The organism is Piscinibacterium candidicorallinum (assembly GCF_047549485.1).
Taxonomy (GTDB): Bacteria; Pseudomonadota; Gammaproteobacteria; order Burkholderiales; family Burkholderiaceae_C; genus Piscinibacterium; species Piscinibacterium candidicorallinum.
Window position 1 is genome coordinate 303,137 of the sequence record NZ_CP180191.1, and the last position, 15,312, is coordinate 318,448.

Annotated in this window: 13 protein-coding genes; 9 read left to right on the forward strand and 4 right to left on the reverse strand. The window is 66.4% G+C overall.

The window, feature by feature from the left end; genetic code table 11:
- Positions 1-167 precede the first annotated feature (167 nt).
- The 5 genes from ACMDW7_RS01415 to ACMDW7_RS01435 all read left to right on the forward strand — a co-directional run bounded on the left by ACMDW7_RS01415 (position 168) and on the right by ACMDW7_RS01435 (position 6,726).
- Complete coding sequence (locus ACMDW7_RS01415) at positions 168-2,354, forward strand: S9 family peptidase (protein ID WP_377303722.1); 2,187 nt, start codon at positions 168-170, stop codon at positions 2,352-2,354.
- A gap of 166 nt (positions 2,355-2,520) precedes the next feature.
- Positions 2,521-3,552, forward strand: coding sequence for an OmpA family protein (locus ACMDW7_RS01420; protein ID WP_377303720.1), 1,032 nt, complete (start codon positions 2,521-2,523; stop codon positions 3,550-3,552).
- Positions 3,553-3,569: 17 nt separating this feature from the next.
- Positions 3,570-3,854, forward strand: a complete 285-nt coding sequence (locus ACMDW7_RS01425) for a hypothetical protein (protein ID WP_377303718.1) — start codon at positions 3,570-3,572, stop codon at positions 3,852-3,854.
- A 296-nt stretch (positions 3,855-4,150) separates the two neighbouring features.
- Complete coding sequence (locus tag ACMDW7_RS01430; RefSeq protein WP_377303717.1) at positions 4,151-5,389, forward strand: benzoate/H(+) symporter BenE family transporter; 1,239 nt, start codon at positions 4,151-4,153, stop codon at positions 5,387-5,389.
- 269 nt (positions 5,390-5,658) lie between these two features.
- Complete coding sequence (locus ACMDW7_RS01435; RefSeq protein WP_377303715.1) at positions 5,659-6,726, forward strand: homocysteine S-methyltransferase family protein; 1,068 nt, start codon at positions 5,659-5,661, stop codon at positions 6,724-6,726.
- 172 nt (positions 6,727-6,898) lie between these two features.
- Here the strand turns inward: ACMDW7_RS01435 and phhA are convergent, their stop codons facing one another.
- Complete coding sequence (gene phhA, locus ACMDW7_RS01440) at positions 6,899-7,771, reverse strand: phenylalanine 4-monooxygenase (RefSeq protein ID WP_377303713.1); 873 nt, start codon at positions 7,769-7,771, stop codon at positions 6,899-6,901.
- A 64-nt stretch (positions 7,772-7,835) separates the two neighbouring features.
- Positions 7,836-8,966, reverse strand: coding sequence for a 4-hydroxyphenylpyruvate dioxygenase (hppD, locus tag ACMDW7_RS01445; protein ID WP_377303711.1), 1,131 nt, complete (start codon positions 8,964-8,966; stop codon positions 7,836-7,838).
- Positions 8,967-9,130: 164 nt separating this feature from the next.
- Here hppD and ACMDW7_RS01450 point away from each other — a divergent pair, with 164 nt between their 5' ends.
- Positions 9,131-9,604: an Lrp/AsnC family transcriptional regulator gene (locus ACMDW7_RS01450; protein ID WP_377303709.1), complete on the forward strand. Its 474-nt coding sequence runs from the start codon at positions 9,131-9,133 to the stop codon at positions 9,602-9,604.
- A 15-nt stretch (positions 9,605-9,619) separates the two neighbouring features.
- Here the strand turns inward: ACMDW7_RS01450 and ACMDW7_RS01455 are convergent, their stop codons facing one another.
- Positions 9,620-11,911: an EAL domain-containing protein gene (locus ACMDW7_RS01455; protein ID WP_377303707.1), complete on the reverse strand. Its 2,292-nt coding sequence runs from the start codon at positions 11,909-11,911 to the stop codon at positions 9,620-9,622.
- Between the two features lie 95 nt (positions 11,912-12,006).
- Here ACMDW7_RS01455 and ACMDW7_RS01460 point away from each other — a divergent pair, with 95 nt between their 5' ends.
- Positions 12,007-12,312: a DUF3253 domain-containing protein gene (locus tag ACMDW7_RS01460; RefSeq protein ID WP_377303705.1), complete on the forward strand. Its 306-nt coding sequence runs from the start codon at positions 12,007-12,009 to the stop codon at positions 12,310-12,312.
- On the opposite strand, the gene ACMDW7_RS01465 is transcribed toward ACMDW7_RS01460, so the two are convergent.
- On the reverse strand, positions 12,309-12,755 hold the full coding sequence (locus ACMDW7_RS01465; protein ID WP_377303703.1) for an HIT family protein: 447 nt from the start codon (positions 12,753-12,755) through the stop codon (positions 12,309-12,311). The genes ACMDW7_RS01460 and ACMDW7_RS01465 overlap by 4 nt on opposite strands.
- A gap of 169 nt (positions 12,756-12,924) precedes the next feature.
- Here ACMDW7_RS01465 and ACMDW7_RS01470 point away from each other — a divergent pair, with 169 nt between their 5' ends.
- Positions 12,925-14,349: a S1C family serine protease gene (locus tag ACMDW7_RS01470; RefSeq protein WP_377303701.1), complete on the forward strand. Its 1,425-nt coding sequence runs from the start codon at positions 12,925-12,927 to the stop codon at positions 14,347-14,349.
- Positions 14,346-15,308, forward strand: coding sequence for an FHA domain-containing protein (locus ACMDW7_RS01475; protein WP_377303699.1), 963 nt, complete (start codon positions 14,346-14,348; stop codon positions 15,306-15,308). The genes ACMDW7_RS01470 and ACMDW7_RS01475 overlap by 4 nt, the downstream gene beginning before the upstream one ends.
- Positions 15,309-15,312 lie beyond the last annotated feature (4 nt).

Sequence of the window (15,312 nt, forward strand, 5' to 3'; positions counted from 1 at the left end):
TGTTAGCGGCCGTGTTGCACTGCTGCAAACAGTTTGCTCTGTAGTGCATTCGAGTGCGGGACTTCCCTGATGGGCGCGTCTTTCGCGTGCCATGATGCGGGTCTGCCCCGCAAGGCTGCCCCGACTACCCGGCGGGGTTCCTCATGCATCCCCATCCAAGGAAGCCCATGAAGCGTCTCCTTCTTCTCACTGTTCTCTGCGCACTGATCGCGCCGCTTGGTGCACAGACGGTTGCCACCACCGATGCCGCCCGGCCGCCCATGGCTGCCCAGAAGCCCAAGGACGTCACCGTTCATGGCGACAAGCGCATCGACGAGTTCTTCTGGTTGCGTGAAAGAAACAACCCGGAGGTCATCGAGCATCTCAAGGCGGAGAACGCCTGGGCCGACCGCTACTTCGCGCCCTACGCAGCCTTCGAGGAATCCCTTTACAAGGAGATCCTGGGCCGTGTGCAGCAGCGCGACCAGGCCGTGCCCCGTCTGGAGCGCGGCTACTGGTACGTGACCCGCACCGAAGAAGGCAAGCAGTATCCGATCCTCACCCGCCGCAAGGGCAGCGTGGACGCGCCGGAGGAAGTCCTGCTGGACTTGAACAAGCTGGCCGAGGGCAAGAAGTTCCTCGCGCTGGGCGCCTTCGATGTGTCCGACAACAACCGTCTGCTGGCCTACACCACCGACGAAACCGGAGGGCGCGACTACACCCTGCACATCAAAGACCTGCAGACCGGCAAGTACCTTGACAAGTCCATCAAGGACATCTCCGAGATCGCCTGGGCCGCAGACAGCCGCACCCTGTTCTACACGACGGTCGATGCCGCCAAACGCACCTATCGCCTTTGGAAGCATGTGCTGGGCAGCAAGGGCAAGGACCAGCTGCTGGCGGAGGAAAAAGACGAGATGTTCGATCTCGACCTGGGGCGTACCCGCTCCGGTGACTGGATCGTGCTGACCTCGCGCAGCAAGGACACCAGTGATATCCGCGTGATCGACGCCCGCAAGCCGGCGAGCAGCCTGCGCCGCATCGTGGCGCGCAAGACGGGCCGCGAGGTGTATCTCTCCCACCATGCTGGCGCAAAAGGCGGCGACTTCTACCTGCTGGTCAACGACACCGGCCCGAACAATCGCCTCGTCCGCGTTGCTGCGGCCAGCAAGAACACGGAAACGGGCGCATGGAAAGAGCTGATCGCCCACCGCAAGGACGTGATGCTCGAGTCGGCCGACCTGTTCCGTGGCTTCATGGTCCTGCGCGAGCGCGACAAGGGTGCACAGAAGCTGCGCGTGTTTGATCTGGCCAAGGGTTTCGATGCCGCGCGCTCGCACTACATCGCCATGGACGCAGCGGTCTACAGCGCCCGCGGCATGGATAACAGCGAGTACGACACCAGTACCTACCGCTTTGCCTACACCTCGCTGGCCACGCCGAACTCCGTGTTCGACTACGACATGGCCAGCAAGAAGCGCGAACTGCGCAAGGTCCAGCCCGTGCTGGGCGGTTACGACCCCAAGCGCTACACCGAGCGGCAGGTTATGGCCCGCGCCAAGGACGGCACCGAAGTGCCGATCTCGCTGATCTGGCGAACCGACCTGCGTAAGACCGGGCCGCAGCCCCTGCTGCTCTACGGCTACGGAAGCTACGGCTTCCCGAGTGATCCGGGCTTTTCGTTGTCGCGCGTTTCGTTGCTGGATCGCGGCGTGATCTTTGCCATTGCGCACATCCGCGGTGGCGGCGATCTGGGCCGCCAGTGGTATCTCGACGGCAAGCTCGGCAAGAAGATGAACACCTTCACCGACTTCATCGCCAGTGCCGAGACCCTGATCGCCCAGGGCTACACCGAACCCTCCCAGCTGATCATCCAGGGCGGCAGCGCCGGCGGCCTGTTGATGGGCGCGGTCACCAATCTGCGCCCGGATCTGTTCAAAGCGGTGGTCAGCGAGGTCCCGTTCGTGGATGTGATCAACACCATGCTTGACGAGACCCTGCCATTGACCACCGGCGAGTTCATCGAGTGGGGCAACCCCAAGAACCTTGAGGACTACAAGGTCATACGCGCCTATAGCCCCTACGACAACCTCAAGCGCGGCGCCTATCCGGCCATCTACCTGCGCACCGGCTTCAACGACAGCCAGGTGCCCTACTGGGAACCGGCCAAGTATGCGGCCCGCCTGCGCACCTTGAAGACGGACAACACGCCGCTGCTGTTCAACATCAACATGGGTGTGGGTCACGGTGGTGCGTCCGGGCGCTTCGATGCGCTGCGCGAGCGGGCGCGCGTGTTCACCTTCATGCTCTCGCAGTGGGGGCTTGCCCTGCCGCAGGCCGCCGCGAGCGCGGCGGCACCTACCGCAAAGCAGTGAGCGCGGCGGGCCGCGGATGCACCGCGGCCGCTCCGGGGTGGGCAGGCGCGGCATGCAGGACTAACCTTGCCGCCGCCTGCCCTGCGAGCCTGCGGGCAGGCGCAACCCATCTGAAGCCCATCTAGACAGGCCGCCCCAAGAGGCGGCCGCTGCCGGAGGAACCGTCATGGCGACTGCCCAAATTCGTGCCGCTGCCCCCCTTGCCTTGCGCCCGTTGGCACTCGCCGTGGCCGCCACGCTGCTCGTGGCCTGCGGCGAAAAGCAGACCGCCCCCGCCCAGCCGGCAGCGCCCGCTGCGGCGCCTGCCGCAGCCACGGCCCAGCCCAGCGGCGTAGAGTTCATGACCAACGAAACCGTGGCACTTACCCGCCCGGACTTTGACGCCAAGGTCACGGCGCTGCTCGCTGAAGGCAAACCTGGCCAGGTGCTGCAGATCACCGGCATGGCCTATGCCAACGAAAAGCCCGCCAGTACCCCGGACCTCGGCCTGGCCCGCGCCGAGACCGCCAGCATCCTGTTCATGGACAAGCTGCCCAATGAGCGCATCAAGCTCGTGAGCGCGCCGCAGCTCACCAATGCGCCGGCCGAGCGCTTCGACGCCATCCAGTTCAAGTGGATCGACGCGCCGGCCACCGCCGTGGCTGCAGCGCCCGCCGCCGCGCCTGCCCCCGCAGCAGCCCTTCCTGCCCCTGCGCCTGTCCCTGCACCTGTTGCCGCAGCACCTGCGCCTGCTCCGGTGGCGGCAGCGCCAGCGCCCGTCGCCACGCCCGCGCCTGCCCCGGCGTCCGTAGCAGCCGCACCCGCCGCCAAACCGGCCGCCCCGGCAGCCGGCAGCAAGATGACGCCGCCGGCCGGAACGCCCGTGGTGACCAGCCCGGTCGTGCTGAGCTTTGCCACCGGCTCGGCCACGCCGGCCATGGCGGCCGCGCAACGGGATGCCTTGCGCGCGCTTGCACAGGCGTCCCAGCAGGCCGGGTACAGCCTGACGGTCACGGGCCACACCGACAACACGGGCGATGCCGAAACCAACAAGCGTCTGGCTCAGGCCCGTGCGGAGGCCGTCAAGCAGCGCCTGGTGAGCCTCGGTGCCAAGGCGGACGCGATCAAGGTCGAGTCCTTCGGTGCGGACCAGCCGGTGGCTGACAACGCAACGGCCGAAGGCCGCGCCAAGAACCGCCGCGTCGAAGTCAAGAGCTGAGCGGCTGAGCGCGGAAGATGAAGCACGCCGGGGCCGAGGCACTTGCTGCCCTGGCTTCGCTGCTTGCCCAGCTGCGCAGCCTGCCGGGGCTGACTGAACGCAGGCCCGGCATCTTCTACCGGGGCGGCAGCGCGTTTCTGCATTTTCACGAAGACCCCGCGGGGCTGTTTGCCGATCTCAAGCAGGACGGCGCATTCGTGCGCTGGCCGGTCAGCGGCGCGGCGCAGCGCAAGGCGCTGCTTGCGGCAGCGCGGGCGGAGTGCGGCGGCCCGCACACGCCAAGAGCCGGTGCGGCGGCGTAGTGCTGGGGCGGCCAACCTGTCGCGCCGGTTCGTTTCAGACCGTCCGAGCCTTCAGCCGCTCCGAAGTGACGCGCGTGAGCGCCGCCGGCCCGAGCCGCGCTTCGTCTGCCCCGACCCTGCCATCATCTGGCTCACGCGCCGGCCGAGAGCCCGTGTAGACGGCTGCACTGCGCCGGTCAGTCCACCCGCACGGTCTGCCGCCTGCCGTGTGACCGCTAGAGTGCGCAAGCATCCTGGCTGCACTCACGCCGCCTGCCTCCTCTTGCACTGTCCCTCTCAGTGATCGAAACGACGCCATGAGCGCACCCCAACCCGCCTCGTCCACCGCACAAGACGCCGGCGCCGGCCGTTCATTGCTGCGCGACTTTTCCCTGTCCGCCGCCACGGCAGGCTTCGTGGCCGTGCTGGTGGGCTTCACGAGCTCAGTGGCCATCGTGTTCCAGGCGGCCACCGCGCTGGGCGCCACGCAGGCACAGCTCACCTCATGGATGTGGGCGCTGGGCCTGGGCATGGGCCTGACCAGCCTGTTGCCTGCCTGGTGGCTGCGCCAGCCGGTGATGGTGGCCTGGTCCACGCCGGGCGCGGCGGTGCTCGCGGCGGGGGCGGTCGGCGCCGCAGGCAGCGGCGGATTCAACATGGCCCAGGCGACGGGTGCCTTCATCTTCTGTGGCGCGCTGATCCTGCTGTCGGGTGCCACTGGCTGGTTTGAGCGCGTGATGAACCGCCTGCCCATGGCGCTGGCCGCGGCCCTGCTGGCCGGTGTGCTGGCGCGCTTCGGCCTGCAGGCCTTCACCGCGGCCGGCAGTGAGTTCGGGCTCGTGGCCACCATGCTCGTGACCTATCTGCTCGGCCGCAGGCTGGCGCCGCGCTATGCCGTCATGGCGGTGCTGGTGGTGGGCGTGCTCTGGTGCGTGGCCGCGGGGCAGATGCGCATGGAGAGCGTGAGCTGGTCGCTGGCCGTGCCGGTGTTCACGATGCCGGTGTTCGATCTGGCGGCCATCATCAGCCTGGGGGTGCCGCTGTTCATTGTGACCATGGCCTCGCAGAACCTGCCGGGCGTGGCAGCCATCCGCGCGGCGGGTTACGACATGCCGATCAGCAAGATCATCTCGCTCACCGGTATCGCCACCCTAGTACTCGCGCCGTTCGGCGCCTTTGCGCTGAACCTCTCGGCCATCACGGCAGCGATTTGCATGGGCCCGGAAGCGCACGAAGACCCCAAGCGCCGCTACGTGGCGGCCATGACGTCGGGTCTGCTCTACACGCTGCTGGGTCTGTTCGGCGGGGCGATCGCCGGGCTGCTGATTGCCTTTCCGAAGGCCTTCATCTCGGCCATTGCCGGGCTGGCGCTGTTGGGCACGATTGGTGCCGGGCTGGCGACGGCCCTCAAGGACGAGGCCGACCGCGAGGCGGCGCTGATCACCTTCCTCGTCACGCTCTCCGGCGTGAGCATCCTGGGCGTGGGCTCGGCCTTCTGGGGCGTGGTGGCGGGTGTGCTGGCCCTTGTGGTGCAGCGGGCGTGGAAGGCGCGCTGAGTCTGCGCGAATGCCTTGGAAAGCCGCATGGGGCCTGCGGATTGAGCCTGCCATTCCGCTTGTCTGGTGCGGTTCTTCAGGCACTTTGGCGTGGTGTGCCGCACCCAGAGCGGGTCTGACCCCTGTTTTCGGGGCGTGGAGGTAGACAAGTGCAGGGCTGCGGCGTGTGCCACGCATGAGCTTTTTCCACGGGATGCTTCAGAGGCGGAAAGCGCGCCGCCGCGCCTAAACTGCACAGCCTCCTCCAAGAATCTGCCTGCGAGCACTCCATGGCCCGGCCCGACTGCACCGAACAACTGCAAGCCCTCATGCGCGAGCGCATCCTGATCCTGGATGGCGCCATGGGCACCATGATCCAGCGCTACAAGCTGGCCGAGGCCGATTTCCGCGGCGACCGCTTCACCGAGCACCCCAAGGACCTCAAGGGTGACAACGAGCTGCTGTGCATCACGCGGCCGGAAATCATCAGCGAGATCCACGAGCAGTACTTCGCCGCGGGTGCAGACATCGTGGAGACCAACACCTTTGGCGCCACGAGCGTGGCCCAGGGCGACTATGAGCTGCCGCAGCACTACCCGGGCATCGTGCGCGAGCTGAACCTGGCCGCCGCCAGGCTGGCCTGCGATGCACGGGACAAGTATTCGACGCCGGACAGGCCGCGCTTTGTGGCCGGCGCGCTCGGCCCCCAGCCCAAGACGGCCAGCATCAGCCCGGATGTGAACGACCCCGGCGCGCGAAATATCACCTTCGACGAGCTCAAGGTGGCCTACACCGAGCAGATCGAGGCGCTGGTGGACGGCGGCGTGGACATCATCCTGGTCGAGACGATCTTCGACACCCTGAACGCCAAGGCGGCCATCTTCGCCATCGACGAGTACTTCGAGACCCATGGCCTGCGCCTGCCGGTAATGATCTCCGGCACGGTCACGGACGCCTCCGGCCGCGTGCTCTCGGGCCAGACCGTGGAAGCTTTCTGGGCGAGCGTGCGCCACATCAAGCCGATCACGATTGGCCTGAACTGTGCCCTGGGCGCAGCACTGATGCGCCCCTACATCGAGGAGCTGGCCAAGAAAGCGGGCGAAACCGCGATCAGCTGCTACCCCAATGCCGGCCTGCCCAACCCGATGAGCGACACCGGCTTTGACGAAACCCCGGCCGACACCTCGCGCCTGGTGGGCGAGTTTGCGCAGGCGGGCTTTCTGAACATCGCTGGCGGCTGCTGCGGCACCACGCCGGAGCACATCGCCGCCATCGCGAAGGCCGTGGCGCAGCACAAGCCGCGGCCGTGGGTCGGATTTGGCAAGGGCTTTGGCGCGGCGTATCGCGAGGCGGCGTAGGCGCACCGAGGGCCGTAAGGCCTCTCAAGAAGCAAAACAGGGCGCCATGGCGCCCTGTTTAGTATTTTTGACCGAAATCGATGGATATTTTCGGTGTCAACGTGCCGAGATCCGCATGCCAGTTGCGGAAAACGGCCTAATGATCGCGAACTAAAATCAGTCCGAATTTGATCTATTTTGTGGCGGCCTTGAACAGCCGATCACTCGCCAGCACCTGATTGGCCGCATAGGTCGGCATGCCGCGCAGCTGGGTGTAGTAGGGCGTGAAGTCCGGCGCCGTGGCATCGAAGAGCTGCTTGTAGCTGTCGATGACGTAGTAGGTGTCCTGGAAGTCATCAATGCGGTACTTGCTTGCCATCACGCGCAGCAGGTCGAAGCCCACGCGGTTGGGCTTGGGCGAGAACAGGCTGTGCTGCGGCTCGCTGCCTGAGGACAGGATGCCCGCGCCGTAGATGCGCAGCCCGCTCGGTGTGTTGATCAGCCCGAATTCCACCGTGTACCAATACAGGCGTGCGAGGTACTCCAGCCCGCCCAGGGCCTGCGCCTTCAGGCCGCCTTCGCCATAGGCCTGCATGTAGTCGGCAAACACCGGGTTGTAGAGCAGGGGCACGTGGCCGAAGAAGTCGTGGAACACATCGGGTTCCACGATGTAGTTGAACTCGTGCTCCTCGCGCAGCCAGGTCGTGACCGGAAAGCGCCGCTGCGCCAGCAGCGAGAAGAACGCCGTCTCCGGGATGATGCCGGGCACCGCGGCGATCTCCCAGCCGGTGGCGCGGCGCAAAGAGACATTCACCTGCTCGAAGCGCGGAATCGCCTCGGCCGAGTCCATGTGCGTCAGACCATCCATGAACTCGTCGCAGGCCAGGCCCGGCAGCTTGGCGATTCGGTCTGCATACAGGCGCCGGTAGCGCTCGTGCATTTCAGGCGTGTAGGCCGCCCAGTCCTGCTCGCAGGTGAAGTCTGCCCGGGCGCTGGCGTAGTCGCCGCGCGGCGGGTTGTCGGTGGCACCAAAGCTGTAGGCGGCGGGCAGGTCGTCGATCTTCATGGCGGGTCTCCTCGCGGCCGCTGCGCTTGTGGCGCGGCGACCAGCTCTCGCGATGTATGACGGCTCAGGCTGTGGTGACCACACCCCGCCGAATCTGATCCAGCTCGATCGATTCGAACAGGGCCTTGAAGTTGCCTTCGCCGAAGCCTTCGTCGCCCTTGCGCTGGATGATCTCGAAGAAGATCGGGCCGATAACCGTCTTGGTGAAGATCTGCAGCAGGCGGCCGCCGCCAGGGGCGCCGTCCATCAGGATGAAGTTCTTGTGCAGGCGGGCGATGTCTTCGCCGGTGCCGGGCAGGCGCTTCTCCACCAGCTCGTAGTAAGTATCCGGCGTGTCCAGGAACACCACACCGCTGGCGCGCAGCGCCTCCACGGTCTCATAGATGTTGTTGCTGGAGAGGGCAATGTGCTGGATGCCCTCGCCGTGGTAATCGTCCAGGTATTCCTGGATCTGGCCGGCCTTCTCGCCACCCTCCTCGTTGATCGGGATACGGATGTTGCCGCAGGGGCTGGTCATGGCTTTGGACTTCACGCCGGTGACCTGGCCCTCGATGTCGAAGTAGCGGATCTCGCGGAAGTTGAACAGGCGCTCGTAGAAGTCCGCCCATTCCTTCATGCGGCCGCGGTGCACGTTGTGGGTGAGGTGGTCCACGAACTGCAGGCCCACACCCCGGTGGCTCACGTCGGCGTGGGCCGTGGCCGGGTTCAGCGGGATGAAGTCGACGTCGTAGATGTCGATGTCGCCGATCGTGCCGGCGGCCGCGCCGTCCTTGCCCTTCCAGCGGTCCACGAAGTAGATCAGCGAATCACCGATGCCCTTGATGGCCGGGATGTTCAGCTCCATCGGGCCGCTCTTGGAATCGAACCCCCAGGCGCCCAGGTCAATGGCGCGCTTGAAGGCCGCGGCGGCGTCCTGCACGCGGAAGGCAATCGCGCAGATGGAGGGGCCATGCAGGCGCGCAAAGCGCTGGGCGAAGGAGTCTGGCTCGGCGTTGACGATGAAGTTGATGCCGCCCTGGCGATACAGCAGCACGTTTTTGGTGCGGTGCTTGGCAATCGCCTTAAAGCCCATGCTTTCAAAGAGCTTGCCCATGGCGGCGGGGTCCGGCGCGGCGTACTCGATGAACTCGAAACCGGCGGTGCCCATGGGGTTCTCCCAGGGCGTGAATTTGGCGACGGGCTTGCTGGACGACATGGAAGGCACCTCGATGGCTGGGACGCTGCGGCCCGGGCTGCGCCAGGCCGTGGACAATGGGCGAAATCGTACGCCTCCAAACACGCAATGGATGTGCGTTGTTTGCCTCTCATATCGCCCGAGGCGCAATAAAATTGCGCTCAGTTCAAACAGCGAGCATCTTCATGCCTGCCATCGAGCTCGACCGCATCGACCGTCAGATCCTGGACCTTTTGCAGGACGACGCGCACCTCACCTATCAGCAGATTGCAGAGAGGGTGAACCTCTCAGCCAGCCCCTGCCTGCGGCGCATCAAGCGCCTGGAGGAGGCCGGCATCATCAAGCGCTACGTGGCCCTGCTGGACCCGCAGAAACTCGGCCTGGGGCTGCTCGCCTACGTCAGCGTGAAGCTCGAAAAGCGCGGCGCCAAGCCGCTGGAGAACTTTCGTGCTGCGGTGCAGACCTGGCCCGAAGTGGTGACCTGCCTGGCCATGACCGGCGAGATGGACTACCTGCTGCGCGTGCATTGCCGCGATCTGGAGCACTTCACCCATCTGGTGATGGAGCGCCTGATGACTCGGCCGGAGGTGATGGACGTCAAGAGCAGCTTTGCGCTGGAGCGTGTGAAGGACACCACGGCGCTGCCGGTGCCGCAGTAGCCGGGCTCGGTCGAGTCACTCGAACAGCTGCCCCAGCGGCACGGGCCGGCCGACGCACCAGCCCTGCACATAGTCCACGCCAAGCGCCGCGACCTGCTTGCGGACCGCCTCGTCGCCCACGCACTCGGCCACCGTACGGATGTTCAGGCGGTGTGCAATGCGCACGATCGAGGCGACGATCTCCTCGTCCAACCCCAGGCTGGTGACGCTGTAGTTGGTGGCGTTGGGGTTGGTCAGGCCGGTGATGAAGGAGCCGTCGATCTTGATCTCGTCGACTGCGAAGCGCTTGAGATAGTCATAGGTGGCAAAGCCGGTGCCGAAGTCGTCAATCGACACTGCAAAGCCCGCCGAGCGCAACAGAGACACCGTGCTCTGCGCAAGCTGCGGGCTGGCAATGGCCTGTGATTCGGTGATCTCGAAGCCGAAGTGCCGCGCCGACAGGCCGCGCTCGGCCAGTGCGGTCTTCACGAAGCTCACGAAGCCCGGGTCGGCCAGGCTCGCCGAGCTCATGTTGATGGCGCACTTGCGGACACGTGCCAGCTGCTCCGGGCGCTTGCGGAAGTAGTCGAACACCGCTGAGACGACGACACGGTCGATCTGCGCCATCATGCCCAGCTCGGCGGCGATCGACAGGAACACACCGGGTGGCAGAAGCTGTTCCTGGTCATCGCGAAGGCGGGCCAGGATTTCAAACGCCAGCAGCGGATCCTCGGCCGAAGCAGGCTGCGCCGGCGCGATCTGCTGGGCAAAGAGCACGATGCGCCCCTCGTTGATCCAGGTGCGCACCCGTTCGCTGCGGCTGGCAATGTCGGCCAGGCGGTAGAGCAGGTCGTCCGTGAGATCGTGCCGGGGCGGTCGCTGCGCATTGACCGGGGCGGTCTGCGCCTCCAGGGCCATGAGCGTGGAGGTCATCAGCGTGGCGCTGCCGCCGCCGCCGGGCGGCAGGCGAACCACGGTCACGCGGCCCGGCATGTCGATCATGTCGCCGTTCTCCCTGGGCACCTGATGGCGCTTGAGCGCAAGGAAGAGGGCATCCACCGTGTCGTGGCCCCGGGCGTCGTCCGAGAAGGCCAGCAGGTAGCGGCCTGGCTCGGTGGTGGCCAGCATCTTGGGCTGGTAGGCGTCGAGCTGCCGCGCCAGCTGACGGCGCGCCGACAGGATGTTGGCCGGACCGAGCAGAAACCCGATGCGCTCCTGCGAGCCGAACCACACGGCGACCAGCAGCCAGGCGCGCTGGCTGTCGCGCGCGTCCAGCCAGCGACCGAAGCCGAACTCGTTGTACAGACCTGTCACGGGCTCGCGCATGGCCTGGTCCTCCAGGCGCGCAAGTGCACGTGCGCGGTCGCTGGAGATCGCCTGCAGGATTTGCGCAAGCAGGGTGCCGCAGAAGATCAGCACCAGGGTCTCGAACACCTCCTTGCGCAGTGCCGGCTCGGTGGGCCGGCCGCTGCCGATCGGGTCGCTCGTCAGCACCAGCGCCAGCGACATGAGCACCGCGGCCAGGGTCAGGATCAGGTAGTTGAATCGGGCCCCCTGAGTCATGGCGCTGAAGGCGACCAGCGGCAGATAGGCCAGCGCGACGATGGTCACATAGCCGTCGTTGCCGCTGCGGCGCAGCCAGAAGATGACCGCCGCCAGCGCGATCACGGCCAGACCTGCTAGCGCGTCAATCACCGTGATGCGCAGCTCCGAAAAGCCCGGCGGGAAGGGGATGGGGTTTGCGTCGTCGTCGCTTGCGCCGAGCAGGCTCAGGATCAGCGGTGCGAACAGCAGGGTGCCCAGGGCCTGGATGACCCAGTACACGAAGGCGAGTTCGCCAAAGGCCAGCGAACCGAACTGCCCTGACAGCTTGAAGATCAGCGCGCCCAGCAGAGCCGGAAGCAGCGCGCCGATCAGCAGCGTGGCGACATAGAAGTTGAGCAGCCAGCGCAGGCGCCCGTTCTCGGAGCCGATGCCGCGCCAGCGCCGCACCTTCAGCAGCCAGCGCAATGCAGACACTGCGGCCACCACGGCAATCGCTTCTGCAGCGGCCGCGGTCAGCCCGACCCAGGGGTTGTGCGGCTGCGCGAGGGCGCCCCATGCCAGCATGCCGCCCATGATCGGCAGCAGCATCACAAAACCGTACTTCCACGTCAGCGCAAAGGCGAGTCCTGCAGGGAGCCAGAGCAGCGAAAAGTGCTCGCCCGGCGACAGGCTGCGTGACAGCCATGCCGCTAACGCGATGCCCGCAAAGGCGCCAAGCAGGCGCAGCACCCCGGCGCGGGATAGGGCGCGTGGCTGGAACTTCAGGGCGCTGCTTTTGTTCATGAGCCCCGGGATTCTATTGAGCGGCTCTCAGGCGGTGTTCACCGTTTTGGGGAGTAATGTGCTTCGGGATTGGCCCATAGATGGATGGGTCGCACATGAAAGACCAGCCGATGGATCAGGTTCCGCTGCCGCCGAACGCGCCTGCGCTGCTTGCGGCCTTGCTCGCAGCGCGCCGGCCTGAGGCCAGCATCTGCCCGTCCGAGCTGGCCCGGGTGCTAGCGGAGCAGGCGGGCGAGCCGCAAGCCTGGCGCCGGTGGATGCCAGCCGCCCGTGAGACGGCCGTGACCCAGGCTCGTGTGGGGCGGGTGCGGATCACCCAAGGCGCAATCGAGCGCTCGCCGGACGAACCGCTGCTCGGCGCCATCCGCATCCGGCGCGGCCCCGGTTTCGAATCGCCCTAGGCGTCAAGCGGCGCGAGCGCCGCGCAGATGGCTTGCGCCAGCGGATCGCGCAGATCGGCGCCGTGGGCCACGCCTTCGCGCTGTTTCGACGCCCAGGTCGGCTGGGGGAAGTGTGCGTCGTCCGGCCAGCGCGGGATGACGTGCCAGTGCACATGCGGCGCCATGTTGCCGAAGCTCGCGAGATTGATCTTGTGCGGGTTGAGCACGGCGCGCATGGCACGCTCAACGGCGAACACGGCCTGCATCAGCAGGTGCTGCTCGCTCTCGGGCAGATCGCTCATCTCGCGCACGTGGGTATTCCAGATCACGCGCACGAAACAGGGGTAGTCAGGCTCGTCCGCAAAGACGACGCGCCAGCGCGAGCTGCGCAGGATCAAGCGGCCGCCATCCGCGGCACACAGCGGGCAAGTGGCGGGCTGGCCGCCGGGTACGTGAGCATTCATCGCCTGATTACAGCAGTGCGACAGTCCGCTTGCGCAGCTGGGCGATGGATCACATAGACTCGGACCCGATGCCGCGGGTGGATGCTCTACAGATCAACGACGCCCCGGACTGCTGTCAAACTCGCACAAGCGCACGCAAGCGCGTCGCCCCACCTCTGCACACACCCTCATGCATCTGCGCCTGCTCTGCCACTTCGGTCTCGTGCTGCTCGGTCTGTGCGCGGCTGGCAACCTGAGCGCCCAGATCGGCAGCGGCGATCGCAATGGGCGCGCAGCCGCGCAGCAAGACAGGGCGCTGCCCGAGCCATCGGCCTCTGCACGCGAGCTGTTTTCCCGGACCAAGGATCGGATCGTGCAGGTGCGCGTCCTGCTTTCCAGCGCAAGCGAGCAGTCGTCCCTGGGGTCCGGGTTTCTGGTGCGTGACGACGGCGCACAGGGCGCCTGGGTGCTCACCAACTATCACGTCATCAGCGCGCTGGCCATCCACCCGGAGAAGTACCGCATCGAGTTGCGGGGCACGAATGAGCGCAAGATACGTGCACAGCTCATGGCCGTGGATGTCATCCACGACCTCGCCGTTCTGCGCACGGAAGCCACGGCCGCGGATGCCACTCCCGCGCCCTGGAATGTGTTTGCACTGCGTGACACGGCGCTCGTTCAGGGCAGCAAGGTCTTTGCCATGGGCAACCCGCTGGAACTGGGCTTCGTGATCTCCGAAGGCATCTACAACGGGCCGGTGGAGTCGCGCATCTATGAACAAATGCTGTTTTCAGGCTCCTTGAACTCCGGCATGAGCGGCGGCCCCGCGATCGACGAGGCCGGGCGCGTGGTAGGCGTGAATGTGGCGACGCGCCGGGATGGCGAGCAGCTCAGCTTTCTGGTGCCCGTACGCTATGCCCGCGAGCTGCTGGAACGCGCGTGGACCGGCAAGCCGCGCAAGGAATGGCGCACGGAGATCGCACGCCAGCTGCTGGTGCATCAGGACTTTGTGGCCAGCAAGCTGCTTGCGGACGAGAAGTCCGCAAGCGCGCCGCCGGTGGTGGCACCGGCGGGTGCAGCCGCTCCAGAGCGAGCGCGTGCAGGCTTCGCGAGTCAGACCCTGGCCGGCCGTCCGGTGCCGACCTTGGATGGCAGCCTGACCCGATGCTGGGCACGGGGTCTGGAGGGAGAGAAGCTGCGCTACCAGCGCGACACCCTGGACTGTGACTTGCGCGCCGACCTCTTCGTCAGCGACCGTCTGTTCACCGGTACCCTGAGTCTGCAGCACACGCTGCTGCGCAATGACAGGCTTGCGCTGCCTCAATTCCTGAATCTGGGACAGGGAGGCCTGGGCAGCGGTGCCTTCCGCTTCGGCCGCGGCGAACTGACGCCGGCCGAGTGCCGAGACGATTATGTCAGGGCTGCAAAGCACGTCTACCGGGTGGCCGTGTGCGTACGGGCCTACCGCAAGTTTGAGGGCCTCTACGACTACACCGTGCTGGCCACTCAGGTGGACGATGCGCGCGAGCGGCAGTCCAGCAGCCTTCGCCTGCAGGGGTTTTCCTTCGAGAACGCACAACGCCTCGCGCGCCAGTTCCTGGAGCGCCTGCAATGAGCTGGTTCATTGAGCATCTGCATCGGGACGGCACCGTCATCGCCCGCGTGCCACTGCAGGGCAGCCGCTGCCGGATCGGCCGCGCGCTGGACAACGATCTGGTGCTGGATGATGCACATGTCGCGGCACATCATGCAGAGCTGATCGTGGGCGAGGCCGGGACGGCGGAGCTCGTGGACCTCGGCACGCGCAACGGTGTGGCGCGCCAGAAGGGGCGACGGGCGACGCGTCTGGACGTGTCGGATGAGCAACCGCTGCGGATTGGCCAGTCGCTGATCCGGGTGCGCAGCAGCACTTGGTCGCTGCCGCCGGAGCTGCCGCTGCAAACCCGGTGGATCTGGCCCTGGGCGCTGCTGGCGCTGCTTGCAGTGCTCGGGCATAGCGCCTGGGACGTCTGGCTGCGCGACCTGGGCGAGAAGTCGCCGCCCTATCTGAATCTGCTGGCCGGCAGCGCGATTGCCGTGGCGATCTGGAGCGGCCTGTATGCCTTGCTGGGGCGCCTGATCAGTGGCAACGAACGATTCTTCTCGCACCTGCTGATCGCCTGCTGCGGCTACCTGATCGCAGTCCTGGTGGATCGGGTGCTGGAGCTGCTTGCCTTTGCGAGCGGCTGGCTGTGGCCGCTGCAGATTTCGCGCTTCGTGCTGATCCTGGTGGTGGCACTCATCGTCCGGACGCACCTGCGGCTGGCTGATCCGCGCCACTGGCCCACGCTGCGCTGGGCCGTGGGTGTCGTTGCCGTGGGGGCGGCTCTGGTGCCGCTTGCGCAGCTGTGGATCTCCGAGCGGCGCTTCACGCAGATCCAGACGCTGTCCGGCCTTGAGCATCCTGCCGTACGTCTGGCCAAGCCTGTCACCGTGGAGCAGTTCGGCGCTCAAGCCCAGCAGCTCAAGGCCCGCGCGGACGCTGCGCGCAAGCGCGAGGGCAACACGGACGCCGCCGAGTTTGAAGAAGACTGACACA